Below are 22,649 nucleotides of genomic sequence, written 5' to 3'. Positions count from 1 at the left end.
CGTGCGCGTCCGGTGGTGGTCGTTGCCGATTCCCGGGGTGAGCCGCCTCGCCCGTCCGTGTGCGGTGGCCCCGATGGCAGATAGGGTGAAGTCGAGACCATCAACCTCACCCGCCGCGTCGTCGGCCGGGTCAGTCACGAGGAGAGATCGGCGTGACCGTTCGCGTAGGCATCAACGGCTTCGGTCGGATCGGGCGGAACTTCTGGCGGGCCGCCACCGCCAGCGATCACGACATCGAGATCGTGGCCGCTAACGACCTGGGCGATGTCGCGACCATGGCCCACCTGCTGAAGTACGACAGCATCCTCGGTCGCCTTGACCAGGAGGTCAAGGTCACCGGTGAGGGCATCGAGGTGGGCGGCAAGCTCATCAAGATCCTCGCCGAGCGCGACCCGGGCAAGCTGCCGTGGGGCGACCTGGGCGTCGACGTCGTCGTGGAGTCCACCGGCTTCTTCACCAACGCCGCGGACGCCCGCAAGCACGTGGACGAGGGTGGCGCGAAGAAGGTCATCATCTCCGCCCCGGCCAAGGGCGAGGACCTGACCGTCGTGCTGGGCGTCAATGACGACAAGTACGACGGCTCGCAGACCATCATCTCCAACGCCTCTTGCACCACGAACTGCCTGGCGCCGATGGTCAAGGTCCTCGATGACACCTTCGGCATCGAGCAGGGCCTGATGACCACCATCCACGCCTACACCGCGGACCAGAACCTGCAGGACGGCCCGCACAAGGACCTGCGCCGCGCCCGCGCCGCCGCGGTCAACGTGGTGCCGACCGGCACCGGTGCGGCCAAGGCCATCGGCCTGGTGCTGCCGGAGCTCAACGGCAAGCTGGACGGCTACGCGCTGCGCGTCCCGGTGCCGACCGGCTCCACCACCGACCTGACCGCGACCGTCCGCGAGGGCGCGACCGTCGAGTCGGTCAACGAGGCCTTCAAGGCCGCCGCTGCCGAGGGCCGGTTCAAGGGCATCCTCAAGTACAACGAGGACCCGATCGTCTCCAGCGACATCGTCACCGACCCGCACTCGACGATCTTCGACGCGCCGCTGACCAAGGTCATCGGCAACCAGGTCAAGATCGTCGGCTGGTACGACAACGAGTGGGGCTACTCCAACCGCCTGGCCGACCTGGTCGACCTGGTCGGCAAGAAGCTGGCCTGACATCTGATCCGGAGACCCGCATGAGCCGTTGGCAGAGCCTCGGCTCGTGCGGGTTTTCCCGTAATTGAGGAGCAGAGCGTGAAGAACCTCGACGATCTGCTGTCCGAGGGTGTTCGGGGTCGGCGTGTTCTGGTGCGTGCCGACCTCAACGTGCCGCTGGACGGCGAGAAGATCACCGATGACGGCCGGGTGCGCGCCTCCCTGCCGACCATCCAGAAGCTGACCGAGGCCGGTGCCCAGGTGGTGCTCACCGCGCACCTCGGTCGCCCGAAGGGCGAGCCGGACCCGAAGTTCTCCCTGGCCCCGGTGGCCCGCCGCCTCGGCGAGCTGCTCGGCACCGACGTCCCGCTGGCCGCTGACCTGGTCGGCGACTCGGCGAAGTCCGTGGTGGCCGGGCTGACCGACGGCTCGGTGGCGCTGCTGGAGAACGTGCGCTTCGACGCCCGCGAGACCAGCAAGGACGACGCCGAGCGCGGCGCGCTGGCCGACGAGCTGGCCGCGCTGGTGGGCTCGGAGGCGGCCTTCGTCTCCGACGGTTTCGGCGTCGTGCACCGCAAGCAGGCTTCGGTCTACGACATCGCCAAGCGGCTCTCGCCCTACGCCGGTGGGCTGGTGCTCGCCGAGGTCGAGGTGCTGCGCACCCTGACCGGCGACCCGAAGCACCCCTACGCGGTGGTGCTGGGCGGCTCGAAGGTCTCCGACAAGCTCGGCGTCATCAAGGCGTTGCTGCCCAAGGTCGACAAGCTGCTCATCGGCGGCGGCATGGCCTATACCTTCCTGGCCGCGCAGGGCCACGAGGTCGGCGCCTCGCTGCTGCAGGAGGACCAGATCGAGTCCACCAAGCAGCTGCTGGCCGAGCACGGCGACAAGCTGGTGCTGCCGGTGGACGTGGTGGTCGCCGACCGCTTCGCCGCCGACGCCGAAACCCAGGTCGTGGCCGCCGACGCGATCCCGGCCGGCTGGATGGGCCTGGACATCGGTCCGCGCAGCGTCGAGCAGTTCGCCGACATCCTGAGCACGTCCGGCACGGTGTTCTGGAACGGCCCGGCCGGCGTGTTCGAGTTCCCGGCGTTCGCCGAGGGCACCCGTGGTGTCGCGCAGGCCATCGTCGACTCCGACTCGTTCAGCGTCGTCGGTGGCGGTGACTCGGCCGCCGCGGTGCGGACCCTGGGTCTGCCGGAGGACGGCTTCTCGCACATCTCCACCGGTGGTGGGGCCTCGTTGGAGTACTTGGAAGGCAAGGACCTGCCCGGTGTGGCCGTCCTGGAAGGTGAGCGCTGAACATGGCCAGGACGCCGCTGATCGCGGGCAACTGGAAGATGAACCTCAACCACCTCGAGGCCATCGCCCTGGTGCAGAAGCTCGCCTTCTCGCTGCCCGAGAAGTACTTCGCCAAGGTGGAGGTGGCGGTGCTGCCGCCGTTCACCGACATCCGCAGCGTGCAGACCCTCGTCGACGGGGACAGGCTGCTACTCAAGTACGGCGCGCAGGACATCTCCGTGCACGAGTCGGGTGCCTACACCGGTGAGGTGTCCGGCCCGATGCTGGCCAAGCTGGGCTGCACCTACGTGGTGGTTGGCCACTCGGAGCGCCGCGAGTACCACGCCGAGACCGACGAGCTGGTCAACAAGAAGGTCCGCGCGGTCCTGAAGAACGACATGTCGCCGATCCTGTGCGTTGGCGAGCAGCTGGACGTCCGCGAGGCCGGCAACCACGTCGAGCACTGCACGACGCAGCTGATCAACGCGCTCAAGGGCCTCAAGACCGAGCAGATCAGCAAGGTCGTCGTGGCCTACGAGCCGGTTTGGGCGATCGGCACCGGCAAGGTGGCCACCGCTCAGGACGCGCAGGAAGTCTGCGGCGCGATCCGCGCGGCCCTGGCCGAGAAGTACGGCAAGGAGATCGCCGACGAGGTGCGAGTGCTCTACGGCGGCTCGGTGAAGTCGAGCAACATCGGCGACCTGGTCGGGCAGTCGGACGTGGACGGCGCCCTGGTCGGCGGTGCGAGCCTCAACGGTGACGAGTTCGCCAAGCTCTCCGCCATGGCGGCCGGCGGCCCGCTTCCGTGACCCGGGACTGGTGAAGCACGAGGGGCGCCCTTCAACCGGGTAAAACTGGTGAAAGGTGCCCCTCGCGCAGTTTTCCCACCCTCGGGGATGCCTCCGGTGGAGCAGTGTGAGAGCGTCTCCGTGGCAAACCGTGGACAGTGGTCAACTCGCTGTTGGCGGCCCGGTACGCTGGGTGGCGAACCGCTGTGCGAACGAGGACGTGATGACTCTTTTCCTGCAGATCATGTTGATCGTGACGAGTGTGCTGCTGGTGCTGCTGGTGCTGCTGCACCGGGCCAAGGGTGGTGGCCTCTCCTCGCTGTTCGGCGGCGGTATGCAGTCCAACCTGGCCGGTTCCAGCGTGGCGGAGAAGAACCTCGACCGGATGACGTTGTTCGTCATTGCGCTGTGGGTGATCTCCATCATCGGGATCGGCCTGTTGATCAAGATCGGTTGATCGGTCGGCACCCAGCCGGTCGACGACCCATGGCCGCTTGGTGGGTGAGGATTGGATGACTGGTGGTAACGCCATCCGCGGCACGCGCGTGGGCTCCGGCCCGGCGGTGAGCGAGGCGGAACGGGGGGAAGCCGCGCCGCGCAAGCGCGTCGACTACTGGTGCAGCAACGGGCACCACAGTCGGCAGTCGTTCGCGATGGACGCTGATGCCCCGGAGGAATGGGACTGCCCGCGCTGCGGATTGCCAGCGGGCCTGGACCAGGAGAACCCGCCTTCGGCGCGGCGCAACGAGCCGTACAAGAGCCACCTGGCGTACGTCAAGGAGCGGCGCAGCGACGAGGACGGCATGGCCATCCTGGAAGAGGCGCTGACCAAGCTCCGCGCGCGCAAGGGACGCTGAGCTCAGCAGAACCGGGTCAGGTGAGCGATCACCTGACCCGGTTTTCTGCGTCAACAGGAACTTTCCCCTTCGGTTTCGGGGACGGCGGCGAGCATGTGCCGCAGGACGCGCAGCGTCGTCTCGATCTCCGCGTCGGTGAGGTCGCCCCCGACTCGCCCCATCGTTTCGTGCTCGCGCTGCTGCAGCGCGTTGATCGCGGCGCGGCCCTCTTCGGTGAGTTCCACCAGTGATGAGCGGCGGTGCGCGGGGTTCGGTTTCAGCGCGACGAAGTCCTGTTCCAGCGCGTCGTTGACCATGCGCTGCACGAACTGCCGGCTCAGCTCCAAGGCTCGCGCGATCTGGGGGACCGTTTCGACGGCGCCGGTCAGCTCGAGTCGTTCGAGGACCGCGCGGACGCCGATGGGCAGGCCGTTGCGCGGGCTGTCGTGCTCGACCAGCCGCGCCACCCGGCGGTACAGGGGGCCGAGGACGGCGTAGACCTCGGCCAGTCGCGGTCCGAGCTGTTCCGGCGAGAGCGAAGAGTTGTCAACCACGGTGTCATTATGGCACTTTGGTTGTCATGAACGCTATCGAATCCATGAAGATCCCGGTTCCCGACGGCGAGCTCTACGCCGAGGTGGTGGGCTCAGGTCCGCCGATCGTGCTGCTGCACGCTGGTTACCTCGGCGTGGGGATGTGGGATGAGCAGCTCGAACTCGCCGAGGACCACCAGCTGATCCGCTACGAGGCGCGTTCGCAAGGGCGCTCCAGCACGGCGATGCGCGACCACCACCCGTACCAGGACCTGCTGGCCGTGCTGGACCACTTCCAGCTCGAAAAGGCTTCCCTGGTGGGGAATTCGATGGGTGGAGCGACCTCGTTGACGTTCGCGCTCGAGCACCCGGACCGGGTGCGGCGGATGGTGCTGTTCGGTCCGGGCGTCCCGCCGGTGGAGTTCCACGATCCGTTCATCCTCGACGGCTACCGCGAGCAGGAAGCCGCGAAGGAGGCGATGGACGCCGACGGGTACGTCGAAGCCCTCCTGCGCCTCGCGGTGGACGGTCCGCGCCGCCAGCCCGACCAGGTCGACACGGAGATCCGGCATAGGTGCCGGGAGATGGCGATGACGACGGTCATGAACCACCACACCGCGACCGGCGCTCTGCTGGAAATAGACGTGCGCGGTCGGTTGGAGCACATCACCGCGCCGACCGTGCTGGTGGTCGGTGAGCTGGAATCCAGCGACCTGCACCGGATGGCCGGCGAAGCGGCGCGGCGGATGCCGAACGCGGAACTGGTCGAGTTCGGCGGTTGCGGGCACATGACGGACATGGAGGACCCGCGGCGCGCCAACGACCTCATCCGGCGGCATCTGGCCTGATAAAAAATGTGGGAGAGGTGTCGATTTCGGTGCTGCCCGTTCGATGCGTTGGTGAGGGGCCGGGAACGCCGGCCGGGAGAGACCAGGAAGTGCCCCCGATGCGCTACATGATGATCGTGAAGGCCACCGCCGAGACCGAAGCCGGCGAGATGCCGAGCGAGGAGTTGCTCAAGGAGATGGGCGACTACAACGAACAGCTGGTCAAGTCCGGTGTGCTGCTCGCGGGTGAAGGCCTGCACCCCAGCTCGGAGGGTTTCCGCACCGAAATCGCCACCGGTGGTGGGCGATCCGTGGTGGACGGACCGTTCACCGAGAGCAAGGAGCTGATCGCCGGGTTCTGGCTGCTCCAGGTCCGGTCCCGCGAGGAGGTCCTGGAGTGGGCCAAGCGGTGCCCGGAGCCGGTCGAGGTGCGGCGGGTCTTCGAAGCCGCGGACTTCGAGATGTCCGCGGAGGAAGCCGAGCGCGAGGCGAAGCTGCGCGAGGAAGTGCGCAAAGCGGGCGGAATCGCCTGAGCGGGCGAGGTCGTTGTGCTGAGATGGCATGGTGACGGTTTCCGACACCCACCGCGCCATCGAGGCGGTCTGGCGGATCGAAGCGCCCCGCGTCATCGCCGGACTGGCCCGGATGGTGCGGGACGTCGGCCTCGCCGAGGAGTTGGCGCAGGACGCGCTGGTCATCGCGCTGGAGAAGTGGCCGGAGACCGGTGTTCCGCCCAACCCCGGCGCGTGGTTGACGTCCACCGCCAAGCACCGGGCGATCGACCAGCTGCGCCGCAACGAGCGGTTGGTGCGCAAGCAGCAGGAGATCGGCCGGGACCTGGAGCACCAGCAGCACACCGAGAGCGAGGTGGACTTCGGTCCGGACTTCGGCGATGACCTGCTGCGCCTGGTGTTCACCGCCTGCCACCCGGTGCTGTCCGCCGAGGCGCGGGTGGCGCTGGCGCTGCGAGTGCTGTGCGCGTTGACGACCAAGGAGATCGCCCGCGCGTTCCTGGTGCCCGAGCCGACCATCGCCCAGCGCATCGTGCGGGCGAAGAAGGCGTTGGCGCGCAAGCAGATTCCGTTCGAGGCGCCGAGCGGTGACGAGCTCCCGACGCGGTTGCCCGCGGTCCTGGAAGTCGTCTACCTCATCTTCAACGAGGGTTACACGGCCACTTCCGGCGCGGACTGGATGCGCACCGAGCTGTGCGACGACGCGCTGCGGCTCGGCCGGATCCTGGCCGGTCTGGTGCCCGGCGAACCCGAGGTGCACGGTTTGGTGGCACTGCTGGAGATTCAGGCCTCCCGCTCCGCCGCGCGCACCGGGCCGACGGGGGGAGCCGGTGCTGTTGCTGGAGCAGGACCGCGCCCGCTGGGACCAGCTGCTGATCCACCGCGGGCTCGTCGCGCTCGAGCGGGCGGAGCAGATCGACGCACCGCCCGGCCCGTACCAGCTGCAGGCGGCGATCGCGGCCTGCCACGCGCGGGCGCGCACGGTGGAGGAGACCGACTGGGCGCGGATCGCCCGGATCTACGAGCAGCTCTCGGAAGTCACGCCCTCGCCGGTGGTGGAGCTCAACCGCGCGGTGGCGGTGTCGATGGCGTTCGGTCCCGAGCACGGCCTGCACCTCGTCGACCAGCTGGTGGCCGAAGGCTCCCTGCACGACTACCACCTGCTGCCCAGCGTCCGCGGCGACCTGCTGGTCAAGCTCGACCGGCCGGCCGAAGCCCGAGCCGAGTTCGAACGCGCCGCCGAGCTGACGGCCAACACTCAGGAGCGAGACCTCCTCCTGCAACGCGCCGAAACCTGCGGCTGATCGGCCGGTGTGGTGTTGATCGCGCTGCCGGGCGGCTGGTGGCTACCGGTGGGTACGCTCTCGGTCCACGTAGCGCGAGCTGGGAGGATGCATGACTCTGGCGACGGCTGACCTCGCGGACCGGGAAGGCCCGGAGGTGCGCAGCTGCGACGTGCAGTTCCGCGACATCGGTGGGCGCGCGGCGTTCGAAGGCCGCATCCGCACCGTCAAGTGCTTCCAGGACAACGCCCTGCTCAAGGAGATCCTCTCCACACCGGGCGACGGTCAGGTGCTGGTGATCGACGGTCAGGGCTCGCTGCACACCGCGCTGATGGGCGACCTGATCGCCGAGCTCGGCCGGTCCAACGGGTGGAGCGGCGCGATCATCAACGGCGCGGTTCGCGACTCCGCGGTGCTGGCCGAGATGGACTTCGGCGTCAAGGCGCTGGGCACCAACCCGCGCAAGAGCACCAAGACCGGCGAAGGCGTCGCCGACGAGGTGATCGAGCTCGGCGGCGTCCAGTTCGTGCCCGGGGAGTACGTGGTCGCCGACCACGACGGCGTCGTGGTGATCACCGCACCGTAGCCAGCGCCGTGCGTCGGCAGCGGGCACAGCGGAAGTACTGTGGGCACCCGTGCTAGCTCTTCTTTGCTGGTTTCCGCAGCTCCCTGCGGTGCGCACCCGTCCGGCCGTGCCGGTCGTGCTCGGTTTCGCCGTGATCATCCTGCTCGGCACCGTGCTGCTCACGATGCCCTTCGCCGCCGAATCCGGCGAGTCCACCGGGTTCGTCGCCGCGCTGTTCACCGCGACCTCCGCGGTGTGCGTGACCGGGTTGGTCGTCGTCGACACCGCGACCCACTGGTCCACCGCCGGAGAAGTGATCATCCTGGCGCTGATCCAGATCGGCGGCCTGGGCATCATGACCCTGGCCTCGCTGCTGAGCCTGCTGGTGTTCCGCCGGTTCGGGCTGCGCATGCGGTTGACCGCGCAGGCGGAGACCAAGGCGATCGGGCTCGGTGACGTTCGCCGTCTGGTGGGCAACGTGTTGCTGCTGAGCCTGGCCTTCGAACTGGTCGTCGCAGTGCTGCTGACGGCTCGGCTGGCCATCGGCTACCACCTCGGATTCGGCCGGGCCGTTTACGAAGGCGTGTTCCACGCGGTCTCGGCGTTCAACAACGCCGGGTTCGCGCTCTACACCGACAACCTGATGGGTTTCGTCACCGACCCCTGGATCTGCCTGCCGATCGCGGCCGCGGTGATCGCCGGCGGGCTCGGGTTCCCGGTGTGGATCGAGCTGTTCCGCCGGTTTCGCCAGCCGCGGCGCTGGAAGCTGCACGTCAAGATCACGCTGCTGGCCACGGCGGTGCTGGTGGTCGGTGGAACCGTGGTGATCACCGCTGCCGAGTGGGCCAACCCCGGCACGCTGGGACCGCTGTCCTGGCCGGGCAAGCTGCTGGCCGGGTTCTTCGCCTCCGTGGTGGCCCGCACTGCCGGTTTCAACAGCGTCGACGTAGGTGAGATGCACTCGGGCACGCTGCTGGTGCAGGACATCCTGATGTTCATCGGCGGCGGCAGCGCGGGCACCGCCGGCGGCATCAAGGTCACCACCTTCGCGCTGCTGGCGTTCGTGATCCTGGCCGAGATCCGCGGCGAGCCGACCGTGCACGTGATGGGCCGTCGGCTCCCCGCCGGCGTGCAGCGGCAGGCGCTGACCATCGTGCTGATCGCCGTCGGAGTGATCATGGCGGTCGTGCTGGCGTTGCTGGTGATCACGCCGTTCAGCTTGGACCAGGTGCTGTTCGAGGCGGTATCGGCCTTCGGTACCGTCGGCCTCTCGACCGGCATCACCGCAGACCTGCCAGAAGTGGGGCAACTGCTGCTGGTGGTCCTGATGTTCATCGGCCGGCTCGGCCCGGTCACTCTCGCTTCGGCGCTTGCCCTGCGCGAGCGGACCCGCCGTTACGAACTACCCGAGGAGAGACCCATCGTTGGCTAGGAACGACGCAGCGAACCAGATCGTGGTGATCGGCCTGGGCCGGTTCGGCAGCTCACTGGCCAGCGAACTGGTGCGCCACGGTTCGGAGGTGCTGGCCATCGACTCGCGGCCGACCGTGGTGCAGCGGTTCGCCGACGAGCTGACGCACACCGCGGTCGCCGACACCACCGACCCGGAGAGCCTGCGCCAGCTCGGCGTGCACCAGTTCAACCGGGCGGTGGTAGCCATCGGCACCGAGCTGGAGGCCAGCATCCTGACCACCTCGCTGCTGGCGGACTTCGGCATCCCCAACATCTGGGCCAAGGCCACCAGCCGCCAGCACGGCCGGATCCTGGAGCGGGTGGGCGCGCACCACGTCGTGCTGCCGGAGCACGAGATGGGCAAGGAGACGGCGCACCTGGTGATCGGCCGGATGCTCGACTACATCGAGCTGGAGGAGGAGCACTACGCGCTGGCCAAGACCCTCGCGCCCGCCGAGGTGTTGGGCCGCCCGCTCGGCGACACGCGCGTGCGCTCGAAGTACGGCGTGACCGTCGTGGCCATCAAGCGGCCGGGGCAGGCCTTCACCTACGCGACGACCGAGACAGTGGTGCAGGACGGTGACATCCTGGTCGTCGCGGGCAGCAGCGAACAGGTGGAACGCTTCGCCGAGCTGACCTGATCAGCCCGCGTAGTGCTCGGCGACGACCCGGGCCATGGCTTCGGCGGCGTTGGTGGTCAGGGACTTGGCGCTGAAGAAGATGTCGCCCTTGACGTCGGACTGCTCGGCGTTGAGCGTCAGGTGCTTCGACAGCTCGCCGGGGTCGGTCCAGCCGTCCTGGCCGACCCGGTATGCCGCCTGTCCGATGTAGAGGTCCACGCCGGTGCCGGCCACCGTTTTGGACCACCAGGGGACCAGCTTCGCGTAGTCGGCTGCGGAGTGGCCGATCGGCCAGTAGACCTGCGGGGCGATGTAGTCGACCCAGCCCTCCTGCACCCACTTGCGGGTGTCGGCGTAGATCGCCGAGTACGACTCCAGGCCGCTGGTGTCCGAACCGGCCGGGTCGCTGGAAGCGTTGCGCCAGATGCCGAACGGGCTGACGCCGAACTTCGCGTCCGGCTTGGCCTCGTGCACCCGCGTGTCCAGATCGGACACCAGCTGGTCGACGTTGTGCCGCCGCCAGTCCTCGATGTTGGCGAAGTCCTTTCCGTGCTCGGCGAAGGTCTTCTGGTCCGGGATCTGCTGGCCGTCGGCGGGGTAGGGGTAGAAGTAGTCGTCCAGGTGCACGCCGTCGACGTCGTAGTTGCGCACCGCGTCCATGATCGCCTCGGTGACGAACTCGCGAGCCTCGGGAACACCGGGGTTGTAGTACAGCTTGCCGTCGTAGGCGAAGGTCCAGTCCGGGTGCTTGCGCGCGGGGTGTTCGGGCACCAGCTTCTGCGGGTCGTCCTGCATGCTGACCCGGTAGGGGTTGAACCAGGCGTGGAACTGCAGACCGCGCTGGTGCGCCTCGTCGACCAGGAACCGCATCGGGTCGTAACCGGGGTCCGCGCCCTGTGCACCGGTCAGCCAGTGCGACCACGGCTCGTGCGGCGATGGCCAGAACGCGTCCGCGGTCGGCCGGACCTGCACGAACACCGCGTTGAGCTTGTTGCTCACGGCCTGGTCGAGCAGCTCGCGGTACTCGGCCTGCTGCTGCTCGGCGGACAGGCCGGGCTTGCTCGGCCAGTCGATGTTGGTCACCGACGCGATCCACATCCCGCGCATCGCCGTGCTCGGCCCCTTGGCCGCCGCGCCGGTGGCGCTGAACAGCCCCAGCAGGACCGCCACCATCCCCAGCGCCAGGACCAGTGCGCTGGTCCGGATCCGGCGCAACCCCTGTGCACGAGTCATTCAGCTCGCCTCCGCCGCTCGTCGTCACCGCGCGGCACAGGTTACGGGTCGCGGCGTACTTTTCGCCGCAATGGCGAGGAATTACCACCTGATCCGCTGGGTCACCGCGCGGTTGCGAGTCGCCGGGTCAGGTGCTGCACGGCGCGCTCGCTGTAGGCGGAGGGGATCGTCTCGCTGAGCTGCCGGGCCCGGTCGGCCAGCGCCGTGGCGCGGTCGACGTCCTGCGCGCGCAGGTGCGCGTGCGCGAGCCAGGTCGTGTAGAGCGCGGTCTCGCGGACACGGCGGTGGTCGCAGCTGCCGATCGCGGAGGTCAACCGCTGCCGGGCTCGCTGGTGCTGCCCCAGCGCGGTGTCGACCCGACCGACGATGATGTCCATCTCTTCGGGGGTCAGCCAGTAGATCCAAGCCGGGTCCGGGTCGTCGTCGCGGCGGTCGCCGTACTCGTCCTGCGCACGCTGGATTGCTGTGGCGGCCTGGCTGAACTCGCCCGCCTCCACGTGAGCCCACGAAGCCCGCGCGTGCAGCAGCGCCCGCACGGTGGGGGTGGCGGCGCTGCGGTCGAGGCCGCCGATGCGCGCCAGCGCCGACCGGGCCAGCAGAACCGCGTCGTGCGCTCGGCCGAACTCGGTCAGGTGACCGGCCAGCGCCGACACCACCTGCGCGGCCAGCACCGGATCGTCGGCGGCGTGCGCGGCCTGGATGCCGCTGAGGTAGTAGTGCTCGGCGGTCGCGATGTGCCCGCCGTCGGCCGTCGACCAGCCCGCCAGCTGGCACAGCTCCGCGACGGCCCGCAGCAGACCGCGACCGACCTCCTCCGGATAGCTCGCGGTGCGCAGCAGGGACGCCGTGCGAGCGACTTCGCCGCGGATGGTGGTGTGCAGGTCCCCACCAGCGACGACGTCGTCGGCGTGGTGCAGGTACCGCAACCGGGCCTGGATCCGACCGAGCGTGCCGAGCCCGACTCGCCGACCGGTCTCGCTCGTCCAGGCCACCGCGGGCGGCGGTGGGGTGATCAGCCACTGGTGGGCCACCCGCACCGCGCGATCGCCGGTCAGCGCGGGTGCGGGGGAGTTCTCCGCGAGGCGGGAGACGAGCCCGTCGCGCTCCGCCGAGGTCCACACGTCCTTGATCAGCTCCACGGGATCGACCGCGGGGAGCTCCCGGACGGGTGCGGGGACCGGGGTGGGTGCGCCGGGAAGCAGTGCGGCGAGTTGGTCCAGTGAGAGCCCCAGCTCGCGGGCCAGCGCCTCCCGCATCCGAGGAGTGGGAGTGGAGGCACCGCGTTCCCACCGCGCCACGGTGGAGACGTCCACCTCGAGCCGGTGCGCCAGCGTCTCCTGGGTGTGGCCGCGGCTGCGGCGCTTCTGCGCGAGGTCGGACTGGCGTGCCACCCGGCTGACGTTACGCGCCGAATCCGCCCGTCTCCAGCGCGTTCCAGCAGGTGCCGGGTTGTTGCCCGGTTCGTGCTCTGGTTCGCGCGACGCCGTAGCGGTGAACTCGGTTCGTCCCGCTCCCGCTGAGGAAAGGAAGCAGTCGATGCCGCTGCTGCGAGACCCCGCGCTGGCCGACGACGGTGCCCGCAAGGTCGAGTTCGCCCATCGCCGCATGCCCGTCCTGGCCGGCCTGACCGAGCGCTGGGCGGCGGAGAAGCCGCTGCGCGGCGCGCGCATCGCTGCCTGTCTGCACGTCACCACCGAGACGGCGAACCTGTGCCGAGCGCTGGTCGCCGGTGGCGCCGAAGTGGCGCTGTGCGCGTCGAATCCGCTGTCCACGAAGGACGATGTCGCCGCGGCGATCCAACGCGACCTGGGCGCTGAGGTCTTCGCGCTCTACGGCTGCGACCGCGAAACCTACTACCAGCAGGTCGAAGGCGCGCTCGGCATCGAGCCGACGCTGATCGTCGACGACGGCGCCGATCTGACCGCCACCGTGCACGAGCAGCGCCCGGAGCTGCTGCCCGCCATCATCGGCGGCACCGAGATCACCTCCACCGGTGTGATCCGGATGCGCAACATGGCCGCCGATGCGGCACTGCGCTACCCGGTGCTGCCCACCAACGACGCGCTGACCAAGCACCTGTTCGACAACCGCTACGGCACCGGCCAGAACACCATCGACGGAATCCTGCGCGCCACCAACATCCTGCTGGCCGGCGCGACCGTGGTGGTGGCCGGTTACGGCTGGTGCGGGCGCGGTGTGGCGGCGCGGGCCCGCGGCATGGGCGCCGAGGTGATCGTCACCGAGGTGAACCCGGTGCGGGCGCTGGAAGCCAAGCTCGACGGCCTCCGGGTGCTGCCGATGCACCGCGCCGCCGCCGAAGCCGACCTGGTCATCACCACCACCGGCAACCGGGACGTGGTCACCGTCGAGCACATGCGGTCGATGAAGGACGGCACCGTCATCGGCAACTCCGGGCACTTCGACCTGGAGATCGCGGTCGACGACCTCACCAGCACGGCGACCAGCCGCCGCTACCTGCGCCCGAACTGCGTGGAGTACACCCTGCCCGAGGGACACCGGATCCTGCTGCTGGCCGAAGGACGCCTGCTCGGCCAGGCCGCCGCCGAAGCCCACCCGGCCGAGGTCATGGACATGACGTTCGCGACCCAGGCGCTGGCGGTCCGTTACCTGGTGGAGAACGCGGGCGAGCTGGAACCGGCGGTGCACCCGATCCCGCAGGAGATCGAGAACGAGGTCGCGGTGGCCAAGCTGGCGGCCTACGACATCACCATCGACCAGCTCACCCCGCGCCAGAACGAGTACCTCACCTCATGGCAGTTCGGCACCTGACGAGCGCTGCCGCGACCAGAAGGCCCCTGCCTCAGGCCGATCGCGCGTTCTGCTGTTCGCGTCGCGCTTCCGCTGCGAGGCGCAGGGTTCCGCGTGCAGCGATGCCGCCTCGTCCACGCCCCAGCGGTGCAGGTAGACGAGGAGCTGGGTGAGGACCGTGTCGTACTCCACCAGCTGACCGGGTTTTTCAACGTGTACTTCCGCGCGGAGCCGCCAGCTGCTGCAAGGCGGTCCCGCCGGCCGGTCCGGATCGGGAAACCGCGCAGCTCCCCGCCGGTCCGGGCGGGCCGAAGGCGTTCGGGTCCTGCCGATGGCCGGTCTGGATTCGCGTCGTTCCTCCGGTGCGTGCATCTCGCTCCTCTGGGCGATGAAGCGTGAATCCCGGTTTAACGCCTGGACCGCCCGGCCGCCCAGGGGGGAACAGGCAGTGCGTGGGCAGACTTCATGCCCTTCGCATTTCCCGCGCCACCTGGCCTGAACGCGCGGAAAGCGCCTCCCGGCAGCGAAATCGCTTTCCAGGAGGCGCTTTCCGGTGCGTCAGCTCGGGAGCTGGGCCGCTGCCTCGGAGTCGAGGAGCCAGAGCGTGCGGTCGCGGCCGCGGGCTCCTGCCGCTGGGATGTCCACCGGATTCGCTCCGCCCAGGGCCGCTACCACCGGTTCGGCCTTGGCCGCTCCGGTGGTCATCAGCCAGACCTGCGCGGCTGCCTGGATCGCCGGGAGTGTCAGGGAGATCCGGGTCGGCGGTGGCTTCGGGCAGTCGTGCACGCCCACCACCGTTCGCTCGGTCTCCCGCACGTACGGGGTGTCCGGGAACAGCGACGCCGTGTGACCCTCCTCGCCGACGCCCAGCAGCAGGAGGTCGAAGCGGGGCACCGCGATGTCGGTGACCGGGGCCGCCGTGGTCGCCAGGACCTCCGCGTAGTGCGCTGCGGCGGCATCGGCGTCCGCGCCGAACTTGCCGTCCGACGGGGCCATCGGGTGCACCCGTTCCGGGTTCACCGCGACGTGGTCCAGCAGTGCCTGCCGGGCCTGGGTCTCGTTGCGCTCCGGGTCGCCGTCCGGCAGGAACCGCTCGTCGCCCCAGTAGAAGTCCACATTGGACCAATCCACTGCGTCGCGGGCGGGGGAGCAGCGGACCTGCTCGAGCACGCCGATGCCGGTGCGGCCGCCGGTGAGCACCACCGAAGCCACCCCGTGCGCGGCCTGGGCGTCCACCAGCGCGATGATCAACCGCGCGGCCGCCGCAGCGGCCAGCAGCTCGCCCGAGTCGTGCACCTCCACATCGGGATGGGTCATGACTCGTCCTCCGCCTGCGCCGGTGCGTCCTCGTCGCGGACGATCTTGTCCAGGCCCTCGAGAGTGGCCTCGTAGATCTCGTCCGGGTCGAGGCGGCGCAGCTCCTCGGTGAGGCAGTCGCGGACCTCGCGGCGGTGCAACGACACCCGGCGGTCCGGCTGCCCCGGCTGGGTCAGCGTGCCCACCTTGCCGTCCGGGCGGACGATCTCCACGTTGCCCGACGGGCGCTCCAGCACGGCCGAGACGATGCCCGGCCCGCGCGGGTGCTCCAACCGGCGCACCGGGATCTCCAGGTAGCTGGCCAGCCACGCCGCCAGCAGATCCGTCGACGGGGAATCCGCCGCGCCGGTCACCGTGGCCGCCGCGACGGCCTCGTGCGGCGGCAGGTCCATCGCCGCCGTCAGCATCGCGCGCCACGAGGTCAGCCTGGTCCAGGCCAGATCGGTGTCCCCGTCCGCATAGGAGTGCAGGCGCTTCTGCAGGGACGCGATCGGGTCCGCCTCGTTGGCCGCGTCGGTGATGCGCCGGTGCGACAACGCGCCGATCGGGTCCTTCGCCGGGTTGTCCGGGGCGTCGGTCGGCCACCACGCCACCACCGGGGCGTCCGGCAGCAGCAGCGGCACCACCGAGCCCGCGCCCTCGTCGGCCAGCGGCCCGTACAGGCGCAGCACGACCACCTCGGACGCGCCCGCGTCACCGCCGATGCGGATCTGGGCGTCCAGCCGCGGTGCGGCCTGCCGCGCCCCGCTGGCCACCACGATCACCCGGCACGGGTGCTCCCGGCTGGCGTCGTTGGCAGCCTGGATGGCCTTCTCCACCTCGGTGCCGTCGCCGGTGACGACCACCAGCGTCAACACCCGGCCCAACGCGACCGCGCCACCGGTCTCGCGCAGCTCCACCAGCTTCTTGTTGACCTGCGAGGTCGTGGTGGACGGCAGATCGATGATCACGGTCGCCTCCAGACGCGTCCGGTGCGGGCCAGCATGGCGTCCGCCGACGGCGGACCCCAGGTGCCCGCCTTGTAGGGCTCGGGCTTGCCGCGGGCGGCCCAGTGGTTGAGCACCGGGTCGAGGATCTTCCAGGACAGTTCGACTTCTTCGTTGACCGGGAACAGCGACGGCTCGCCCAGCAGCACGTCCAGGATCAGCCGCTCGTAAGCCTCCGGCGAGGACTCGGTGAAGGCGTGCCCGTAACCGAAGTCCATGGTCACGTCGCGCACCTCCATCGAAGTGCCCGGCACCTTCGCGCCGAAGCGCATCGTCACGCCCTCGTCCGGCTGCACCCGGATCACCAGGGCGTTCTGCCCCAGATCCTCGGTCATCGTGCTGTCGAACGGCAGGTGCGGGGCGCGCTTGAAGACCACCGCGATCTCGGTGACCCGGCGGCCCAGCCGCTTGCCGCTGCGCAGGTAGAACGGGACCCCGGCCCAGCGGCGGCTCTCCACCTCGAGGGTGATCGCCGCGTAGGTCTCCGTGATCGAGTCGGACGCGAACCCGCCCTCCTCGTGCAGCCCCGGCACCAGCGAACCGCCCTGCCAGCCACCGGTGTACTGACCGCGCGCGGTGGTCTGGTCGAACGGGCCGACCGGCTTGGTCGCCGAGAGCACCTTGACCTTCTCCGCGCGCAGGTCCTGCGGCGAGAAGGAGACCGGCTCCTCCATGGCGGTCAGCGCCATCAGCTGCAGCAGGTGGTTCTGGATGACGTCGCGGGCCGCGCCGATGCCGTCGTAGTAGCCCGCGCGACCACCCAGACCGATGTCCTCGGCCATGGTGATCTGCACGTGATCGACGTAGTGCGAGTTCCAGATCGGATCGAACAGCTGGTTGGCGAAACGCAGCGCCAGGATGTTCTGCACCGTCTCCTTACCGAGGTAGTGGTCGATGCGGAACACCGAGTCCTCGGGGAACACCTCGTTGACGATGTGGTTGAGGTGCTGCGCGCTGTCCAAGTCGTGGCCGAACGGCTTCTCGATGACCACCCGGCGCCAGGAGTCGTCGGTGTGGTCGGTCAGCCCGGAGCGGGACAGCTGCTTGAGCACCGTCGGGAACGCCGACGGCGGCACCGACAGGTAGAACGCGTGGTTGCCGCCCGTGCCGCGCTCGGCGTCGAGGTGCTTGACGGTGTCGGCGAGCCGGTCGAACGCCTCGTCGTCGTCGAAGGAACCCGGCACGAACCGGATGCCCTCGGCCAGCCGGTCCCAGACGCTCTGGTGGAACGGGGTCCGCGCGTGCTCCTTGACCGCGTCGTAGACGACCTGACCGAAGTCCTGGTCGGCCCAGTCGCGGCGGGCGAAGCCGGTCAACGCGAAGCCCGGCGGCAGCAGGCCGCGGTTGGCCAGGTCGTAGATCGCTGGCATCAGCTTCTTGCGGGACAGGTCACCGGTCACGCCGAAGATCGTCAGACCGCACGGTCCGGCGATCCGGGGTAACCGCTTGTCCCGCGGATCCCGCAGCGGGTTCTGCCACTGCTGGTTTGGCGGGGTCACCGCGCACCTCCCTGCGCCAGGTCCTGCACGGCCTTGACCAGCTCGACCAGACCGGTCACGCGATCGGTGAGGTGCAGCCGCAGCACCGGCCGGTCGTGGTCGGCGAGCACCTGACCGTCGCCGAGCGCCTGGGCGCGCTGCAGACCGGCCAGCGTGTACGGCCGCTCCGGCACCTCCAGGTCCTGCTCGGCGTCCCCGGTGATCTGCAGGAACACGCCGTTCTGGTGGCCGCCCTTGTGGTACTGGCCGGTGGAGTGCAGGAACCGCGGACCCCAGCCGAAGGTGGTCTGCAGGCCGGTGCGGCGCGCCAGCTCCGGACGCAGCACCGCGGCCGAGGCGTCGTCGAGGCGGTCCAGGTAGGCCTGCACCGCCAGGTATCCGTTCTTCGGGGCGGTGGCCAGGAACGCGCGCAGCGCTTCGGACACGGTGCCCACTCCAGCCGAGAGCCAGTCACCGGAGGCGTGCACCTCGATCGAACCGTCCACCAGCGTCGGCGTCGCTGCCGGGCCACCGGCCGGGCCGTCCAGCAGCGCACGCGCGGCCTTCTTGGCAGCCTCCACGTCCGGCTGGTCGAACGGGTTGATTTCCAGCAGCCGACCAGCCAGCGCGGTGGCGAACTCCCACAGCAGGAACTGTCCGCCCAGCGGGCCCTCGGTGCTGATCTTCGCGCCTGCGACGGCCGGGCCGACCGCCACGGTGGTGGCGTCGGTGCCCGCGTCGGCGAAACCGGGCGCGTCGGTGCCCCCCACGACGACCGGCAGCAGGCCGGTGCCGTTCTTGCCGGTGGACTCGGCGATCAGCTGCTCGACCCAGTCGCCGAAGCCCTTGATGCCGGAACCGGTGTCGGCGAAGACGACCTTCTCCGCGCCGCCGGCGTGCGCAGCACCGAGAGCGGCGGCCAGCTGCACGGCCGGGTTGCTGTCGTCGTCGGCGCTCAACCGAGGGAACGCAGCGGCTGCGTCGTCGAGCAGCGCGGACACGTCAGCGCCGGCCAGACCCGCCGGCACCAGGCCGAAGGCGGTCAGCGCCGAGTAGCGGCCGCCCACGTGCGGATCGGCGGTGAACACCTTGCGATAGCCCGCCTCGCGCGCGGCCGACTCCATCGGGGAACCGGGATCGGTGACCACGATGATGCGGGTCACAGGATCGATTCCGTTTTGCTTGAAAGCCCGCTCGAAGATTCGGCGGTGCGAGTCGGTCTCGACGGTGGTGCCGGACTTGGAGGAGACCACCAGCACGGTGCGCTCCAGGTCACCGGCCAGCGCGTCGGCGACCTGCCCGGGATCGGTGGTGTCCAGCACGACCAGCGGCACCCCGGCGGTCGCGGTGATCACCTCCGGGGCCAGCGACGAGCCACCCATCCCGGCCAGCACCACGCGGTCCAAGCCCTCGGCGTGCAGTTCGGCGCGCAGCGCGTCGATCTCGGCCAGCAGCGGGCGGGAGCTCTCGTGCAGCCTCGTCCAGGACAGCCGGATGGATGCCTCGGGCTCGGCGTCCGGGCCCCACAGCGTGGCGTCCTGGGCGGCGAGCTTGCTGGCAACCGCATCGGCGGCCAACCGCTCGACCAGCGGTCGGGCCTCGGCCGCTAGCGCCACATCGGGAATGTCGACGGAAATTTCGGTTGCCATGTATTTCCTTAACAGCGCTCGATCTAGTTGGGGCCGAACAGCCCGGAAAGAGCGGGGGCGGGGCCGGTCCTCGACCGACCCCGCCCCCACTGCTCACTTGGCCTGCTCGAGCTGCTGGTCGACCGTCTCCAGCAGTTCGCTCCAGGACTTCTCGAACTTCTCCACGCCCTCGCGCTCCAGCACCGCGAACACGTCGTCGAGGTCGATGCCCGCCTTCGCCAGGTCGTCGAAGACCTGCTGCGAGGCGGCGGCGGTGCCGCTGACCGTGTCGCCGCGCAGGTCGGCGTGGTCTGCGGTGGCCTTCAGCGTCGCCTCCGGCATGGTGTTCACCGTGTTCGGCGCGACCAGCTCGTCCACGTAGCGCGTGTCGGAGTAGGCCGGGTCCTTCACGCCGGTGGACGCCCACAGCGGACGCTGCGCCTTGGCGCCAGCGGCCTCCAGGGCCTTCCAGCGCTCGGAGGAGAAGACCTCCTCGTAGGCCGCGTAGGCCAGGCGGGCGTTGGCGATCGCGGCCTTGCCGCGCAGCGCCTCACCACCGGAGATCTTCTCCAGCCGCTTGTCGATCTCGGTGTCCACGCGGGACACGAAGAACGACGCGACCGAAGCGATCTGGCTGATGTCGTGGCCGTTGGCCTTCGCCTGCTCCAGACCGGCGATGAAGGCGTCCATCACGTCGCTGTAGCGCTGCACCGAGAAGATCAGCGTGACGTTGACGCTGATGCCCTCGGCCAGCACGCGGGTGATCGCGGGCAGACCCTCGACGGTCGCCGGGATCTTGACCATCAGGTTCGGCCGGTCCACGGCCTTCCACAGGTCCACGGCCTCGGCGACGGTGCGCTCGGTGTCGTGCGCCAGCCGCGGGTCGACCTCCAGGGAGACCCGGCCGTCGACGCCACCGGTCGACTCGGAGACGTTGCGGAAGATGTCCGCCGCGTCGCGCACGTCAGCGGTGGTCAGCTCGCGGACGGTGTCGTCCACGCTGGCACCGCGGGCGGCCAGCTCACGCACCTTCTCGGTGTAGTCGGCCGCGTTGGACAGCGCGTTGGCGAAGATTGTCGGGTTGCTCGTGACGCCGACGACCGCCTGGTCTGTGATCAGCTCGGCGAGGTTGCCCGAGGTGATCCGCTGACGGGACAGGTCGTCCAGCCAGATCGAAACCCCGGCCTCGCTCAGAGCCTTGAGGTTCGGGTTGGTGGTCACAGAAATTCCTCCGCTCACGCCTGCTGGGCGTTGCTCAGGCTGCGCCGGGCCGCCGCGACAACGGCGTCGACGGTGATGCCGAACTCGTTGTAAAGGGTCTTGTAGTCCGCCGAGGCACCGAAGTGCTCGATGGACACCGACTCGCCGGAGTCCTTGACGAACCGGTACCACGGCAGCGCGATGCCGGCCTCGACCGAGACGCGGGCCTTGACCGCCTTCGGCAGCACCTGCTCGCGGTAGGCCTCGTCCTGTGCGTCGAACCACTCGACGCACGGCATCGAGACCACGCGGGTGGCAACGCCGTCGGCCTCCAGGATCTTCCTGGCTTCGACGGCCAGCTGCACCTCGGAACCGGTGGCGATCAGCACCAGCTGGGGCTCGCCGTTGCCGGCCTCGGCCAGCACGTAGCCGCCCTTGGCGACGCCCTCGGCGGTCACGCCCTCCAGCGTCGGCACGCCCTGACGGGTCAGCGCCAGACCGGCCGGGCCGCTCGGGTTCTCCAGGATCGTCTTCCACGCCGCCGCGGTCTCGTTGGCGTCCGCCGGGCGGACCATCGAGAAGCCGGGGATGGCGCGCAGCGATGCCACGTGCTCGATCGGCTGGTGCGTCGGGCCGTCCTCACCCAGGCCGATGGAGTCGTGCGTCCAGACGAAGATCGACGGGACCTTCATCAGCGCGGCGAGCCGCACCGCCGGGCGCATGTAGTCGCTGAACACCAGGAAGGTGCCGCCGTAGGGGCGGGTGCCGCCGTGCAGCGCGATGCCGTTGAGGATCGCGCCCATCGCGTGCTCGCGGATGCCGAAGTGCAGCGTGCGGCCGTACGGGCTGGCCGTCCAGGCATCGGTGGAGATCGACTCGGGGCCGAACGACTCGACGCCCTTCATCGTGGTGTTGTTGCTCTCCGCCAGGTCGGCCGAACCGCCCCACAGCTCGGGCAGCACGTCGGCCAGCGCGTTGAGGACCTCACCGGAGGCCTTGCGGGTGGCGATGGACTTGCCGTCGGCCTCCCAGGTCGGCAGCTTCTCCTGCCAGCCGGCCGGCAGCTCGCGGGTGGCCAGCCGGTCCAGCAGCGCCTTGCGCTCCGGGTTGGCCGAGGCCCACTTGTCGAAGGCGACCTGCCACTCGGCGTGCGCGGCCTTGCCGCGGGCGGTGACCTCGCGCGCGTGCGCCAGCACGTCGTCGTCGACCTGGAAGGACTGCTCCGGGTCCAGGCCCAGCGCCGTCTTGACCCCGGCGACCTCCTCGGCGCCGAGCGCGGCGCCGTGGGACTTGCCGGTGTTCATCTTGGTCGGCGCCGGGTAACCGATCACCGTGCGCAGCACGATCAGGGTCGGGCGGGAGGTCTCGGCCTTGGCGGTCTCGACGGCCTCCAGCAGGCCCTTGACGTCCTCGCCGCCGTGCACGGTGAGGACCTGCCAGCCGTAGGACTCGTAGCGCTTGGCGGTGTCCTCGGTCAGCGCGATGCGGGTGTTGTCCTCGATGGAGATCTCGTTCGCGTCGTAGATCACCGTGAGGTTGCCCAGCTGCTGGGTGCCGGCCAGCGACGACGCCTCGGAGGTCACGCCCTCCTCGATGTCACCGTCGGAGGCGATCACGTAGATGTGGTGGTCGAACGGGCTCTCACCGGCAGCGCTCTCCGGATCGAACAGGCCGCGCTCGCGGCGGGCGGCCATCGCCATGCCGACCGCGGTGGACAGGCCCTGGCCCAGCGGGCCGGTGGTGGTCTCGACCCCGGCGGTGTGCCCGTACTCCGGGTGGCCCGGAGTCTTCGAACCCCACTTGCGCAGCTGCTTGAGGTCCTCCAGCTCCAGGCCGTAGCCGGACAGGAACAGCTGAACGTACAGCGTCAGGCTCGAGTGGCCCGCGGAGAGCACGAACCGGTCGCGGCCGATCCACTCCGGGTCGGTCGGGTCGTGCCGCATGACGCGCTGGAACAGCGCGTAGGCCGCCGGGGCCAGGCTCATCGCGGTGCCGGGGTGGCCGCTGCCGCAGTTCTCCACCGCATCGGCGGCCAGCACGCGGGCGGTGTCCACCGCGCGCTGGTCCAGCTCGCTCCAGTCTTCGGGCAGTCGCTTGGTGGTCAAGCGGGCAAGGTCGTCGGTGACGGACACGGACGCAGCTCCAAGTTTTTCCATCGGCGGTATCCCGTTTACCGGGTGAATGCGGTCGCTGGACCGA

21 protein-coding genes and 1 pseudogene are annotated in these 22,649 nt (G+C 69.8%); 12 read left to right on the top strand and 10 right to left on the bottom strand.

The window, feature by feature from the left end; all coding sequences use genetic code 11:
* The first annotated feature begins 152 nt into the window (after positions 1–152).
* From gap to ACWCO2_RS02430, 5 genes are all read left to right on the top strand, one after another.
* Positions 153–1,163 (top strand): type I glyceraldehyde-3-phosphate dehydrogenase, encoded by a 1,011-nt coding sequence (gene gap, locus ACWCO2_RS02450; protein WP_450125910.1) that lies wholly within the window; start codon positions 153–155, stop codon positions 1,161–1,163.
* Positions 1,164–1,241: 78 nt separating this feature from the next.
* A complete protein-coding gene (locus ACWCO2_RS02445; protein WP_450125909.1) occupies positions 1,242–2,444 on the top strand; it encodes a phosphoglycerate kinase in 1,203 nt (400 codons plus the stop codon).
* Positions 2,445–2,446: 2 nt separating this feature from the next.
* Positions 2,447–3,232 carry a triose-phosphate isomerase gene (gene tpiA / locus ACWCO2_RS02440; protein WP_450125908.1) on the top strand — a complete coding sequence of 262 codons (786 nt, stop codon included), beginning with the start codon at positions 2,447–2,449 and terminating at the stop codon, positions 3,230–3,232.
* Positions 3,233–3,434: 202 nt separating this feature from the next.
* The gene (secG, locus tag ACWCO2_RS02435) at positions 3,435–3,668 is read left to right on the top strand and encodes a preprotein translocase subunit SecG (RefSeq protein ID WP_184722446.1); all 234 of its coding nucleotides are present in this window, start codon (positions 3,435–3,437) and stop codon (positions 3,666–3,668) included.
* 55 nt (positions 3,669–3,723) lie between these two features.
* Positions 3,724–4,068 (top strand): RNA polymerase-binding protein RbpA, encoded by a 345-nt coding sequence (locus ACWCO2_RS02430; protein WP_450125907.1) that lies wholly within the window; start codon positions 3,724–3,726, stop codon positions 4,066–4,068.
* Positions 4,069–4,118: 50 nt separating this feature from the next.
* On the opposite strand, the gene ACWCO2_RS02425 is transcribed toward ACWCO2_RS02430, so the two are convergent.
* Complete coding sequence (locus tag ACWCO2_RS02425) at positions 4,119–4,601, bottom strand: MarR family winged helix-turn-helix transcriptional regulator (protein WP_450125906.1); 483 nt, start codon at positions 4,599–4,601, stop codon at positions 4,119–4,121.
* 26 nt (positions 4,602–4,627) lie between these two features.
* Here ACWCO2_RS02425 and ACWCO2_RS02420 point away from each other — a divergent pair, with 26 nt between their 5' ends.
* The 6 genes and pseudogenes from ACWCO2_RS02420 (at position 4,628) to ACWCO2_RS02395 (ending at position 9,860) form a co-directional block, all read left to right on the top strand.
* Entirely contained in the window at positions 4,628–5,428 is an 801-nt protein-coding gene (locus tag ACWCO2_RS02420; RefSeq protein WP_450125905.1) for an alpha/beta fold hydrolase, read from the top strand.
* Between the two features lie 98 nt (positions 5,429–5,526).
* Entirely contained in the window at positions 5,527–5,940 is a 414-nt protein-coding gene (locus ACWCO2_RS02415; RefSeq protein WP_450125904.1) for a YciI family protein, read from the top strand.
* A 28-nt stretch (positions 5,941–5,968) separates the two neighbouring features.
* A pseudogene (locus ACWCO2_RS02410) lies at positions 5,969–7,223 on the top strand (RNA polymerase sigma factor).
* Positions 7,224–7,314: 91 nt separating this feature from the next.
* On the top strand, positions 7,315–7,788 hold the full coding sequence (gene rraA / locus ACWCO2_RS02405) for a ribonuclease E activity regulator RraA (protein ID WP_450125903.1): 474 nt from the start codon (positions 7,315–7,317) through the stop codon (positions 7,786–7,788).
* An 88-nt stretch (positions 7,789–7,876) separates the two neighbouring features.
* Positions 7,877–9,199, top strand: a complete 1,323-nt coding sequence (locus tag ACWCO2_RS02400; RefSeq protein ID WP_450125902.1) for a TrkH family potassium uptake protein — start codon at positions 7,877–7,879, stop codon at positions 9,197–9,199.
* Entirely contained in the window at positions 9,192–9,860 is a 669-nt protein-coding gene (locus ACWCO2_RS02395; protein ID WP_450125901.1) for a potassium channel family protein, read from the top strand. The genes ACWCO2_RS02400 and ACWCO2_RS02395 overlap by 8 nt, the downstream gene beginning before the upstream one ends.
* Here ACWCO2_RS02395 and ACWCO2_RS02390 read toward each other — a convergent pair whose 3' ends face one another.
* Together ACWCO2_RS02390 and ACWCO2_RS02385 are read right to left on the bottom strand one after the other, a co-directional pair.
* The gene (locus tag ACWCO2_RS02390; protein ID WP_450125900.1) at positions 9,861–11,072 is read right to left on the bottom strand and encodes a glycoside hydrolase family 10 protein; all 1,212 of its coding nucleotides are present in this window, start codon (positions 11,070–11,072) and stop codon (positions 9,861–9,863) included.
* Positions 11,073–11,173: 101 nt separating this feature from the next.
* The gene (locus ACWCO2_RS02385; protein ID WP_450125899.1) at positions 11,174–12,463 is read right to left on the bottom strand and encodes a helix-turn-helix domain-containing protein; all 1,290 of its coding nucleotides are present in this window, start codon (positions 12,461–12,463) and stop codon (positions 11,174–11,176) included.
* A 145-nt stretch (positions 12,464–12,608) separates the two neighbouring features.
* On the opposite strand from ACWCO2_RS02385, the gene ACWCO2_RS02380 reads away from it, so the two are divergent.
* Entirely contained in the window at positions 12,609–13,862 is a 1,254-nt protein-coding gene (locus ACWCO2_RS02380; RefSeq protein WP_450125898.1) for an adenosylhomocysteinase, read from the top strand.
* Here the strand turns inward: ACWCO2_RS02380 and ACWCO2_RS02375 are convergent.
* The 7 genes from ACWCO2_RS02375 to tkt all read right to left on the bottom strand — a co-directional run bounded on the left by ACWCO2_RS02375 (position 13,842) and on the right by tkt (position 22,606).
* On the bottom strand, positions 13,842–14,033 hold the full coding sequence (locus ACWCO2_RS02375) for a hypothetical protein (protein WP_450125897.1): 192 nt from the start codon (positions 14,031–14,033) through the stop codon (positions 13,842–13,844). The two genes, ACWCO2_RS02380 and ACWCO2_RS02375, sit on opposite strands and share 21 nt — an antisense overlap.
* A 366-nt stretch (positions 14,034–14,399) precedes the next feature.
* Positions 14,400–15,158, bottom strand: coding sequence for a 6-phosphogluconolactonase (gene pgl / locus ACWCO2_RS02370; protein WP_450125896.1), 759 nt, complete (start codon positions 15,156–15,158; stop codon positions 14,400–14,402).
* Positions 15,155–16,108, bottom strand: coding sequence for a glucose-6-phosphate dehydrogenase assembly protein OpcA (opcA, locus tag ACWCO2_RS02365; RefSeq protein ID WP_450125895.1), 954 nt, complete (start codon positions 16,106–16,108; stop codon positions 15,155–15,157). The genes pgl and opcA overlap by 4 nt, the downstream gene beginning before the upstream one ends.
* Positions 16,105–17,643, bottom strand: a complete 1,539-nt coding sequence (gene zwf, locus ACWCO2_RS02360) for a glucose-6-phosphate dehydrogenase (RefSeq protein WP_450125894.1) — start codon at positions 17,641–17,643, stop codon at positions 16,105–16,107. The genes opcA and zwf overlap by 4 nt, the downstream gene beginning before the upstream one ends.
* A complete protein-coding gene (locus ACWCO2_RS02355) occupies positions 17,640–19,271 on the bottom strand; it encodes a glucose-6-phosphate isomerase (RefSeq protein ID WP_450125893.1) in 1,632 nt (543 codons plus the stop codon). The genes zwf and ACWCO2_RS02355 overlap by 4 nt, the downstream gene beginning before the upstream one ends.
* A 93-nt stretch (positions 19,272–19,364) precedes the next feature.
* Complete coding sequence (gene tal / locus ACWCO2_RS02350) at positions 19,365–20,471, bottom strand: transaldolase (protein WP_450125892.1); 1,107 nt, start codon at positions 20,469–20,471, stop codon at positions 19,365–19,367.
* A 14-nt stretch (positions 20,472–20,485) separates the two neighbouring features.
* Positions 20,486–22,606 carry a transketolase gene (tkt, locus tag ACWCO2_RS02345; RefSeq protein ID WP_450125891.1) on the bottom strand — a complete coding sequence of 707 codons (2,121 nt, stop codon included), beginning with the start codon at positions 22,604–22,606 and terminating at the stop codon, positions 20,486–20,488.
* Positions 22,607–22,649 lie beyond the last annotated feature (43 nt).

This window comes from Saccharopolyspora sp. NPDC002376, from assembly GCF_053593195.1.
This window is presented reverse-complemented; position numbering and strand designations above follow the sequence as displayed.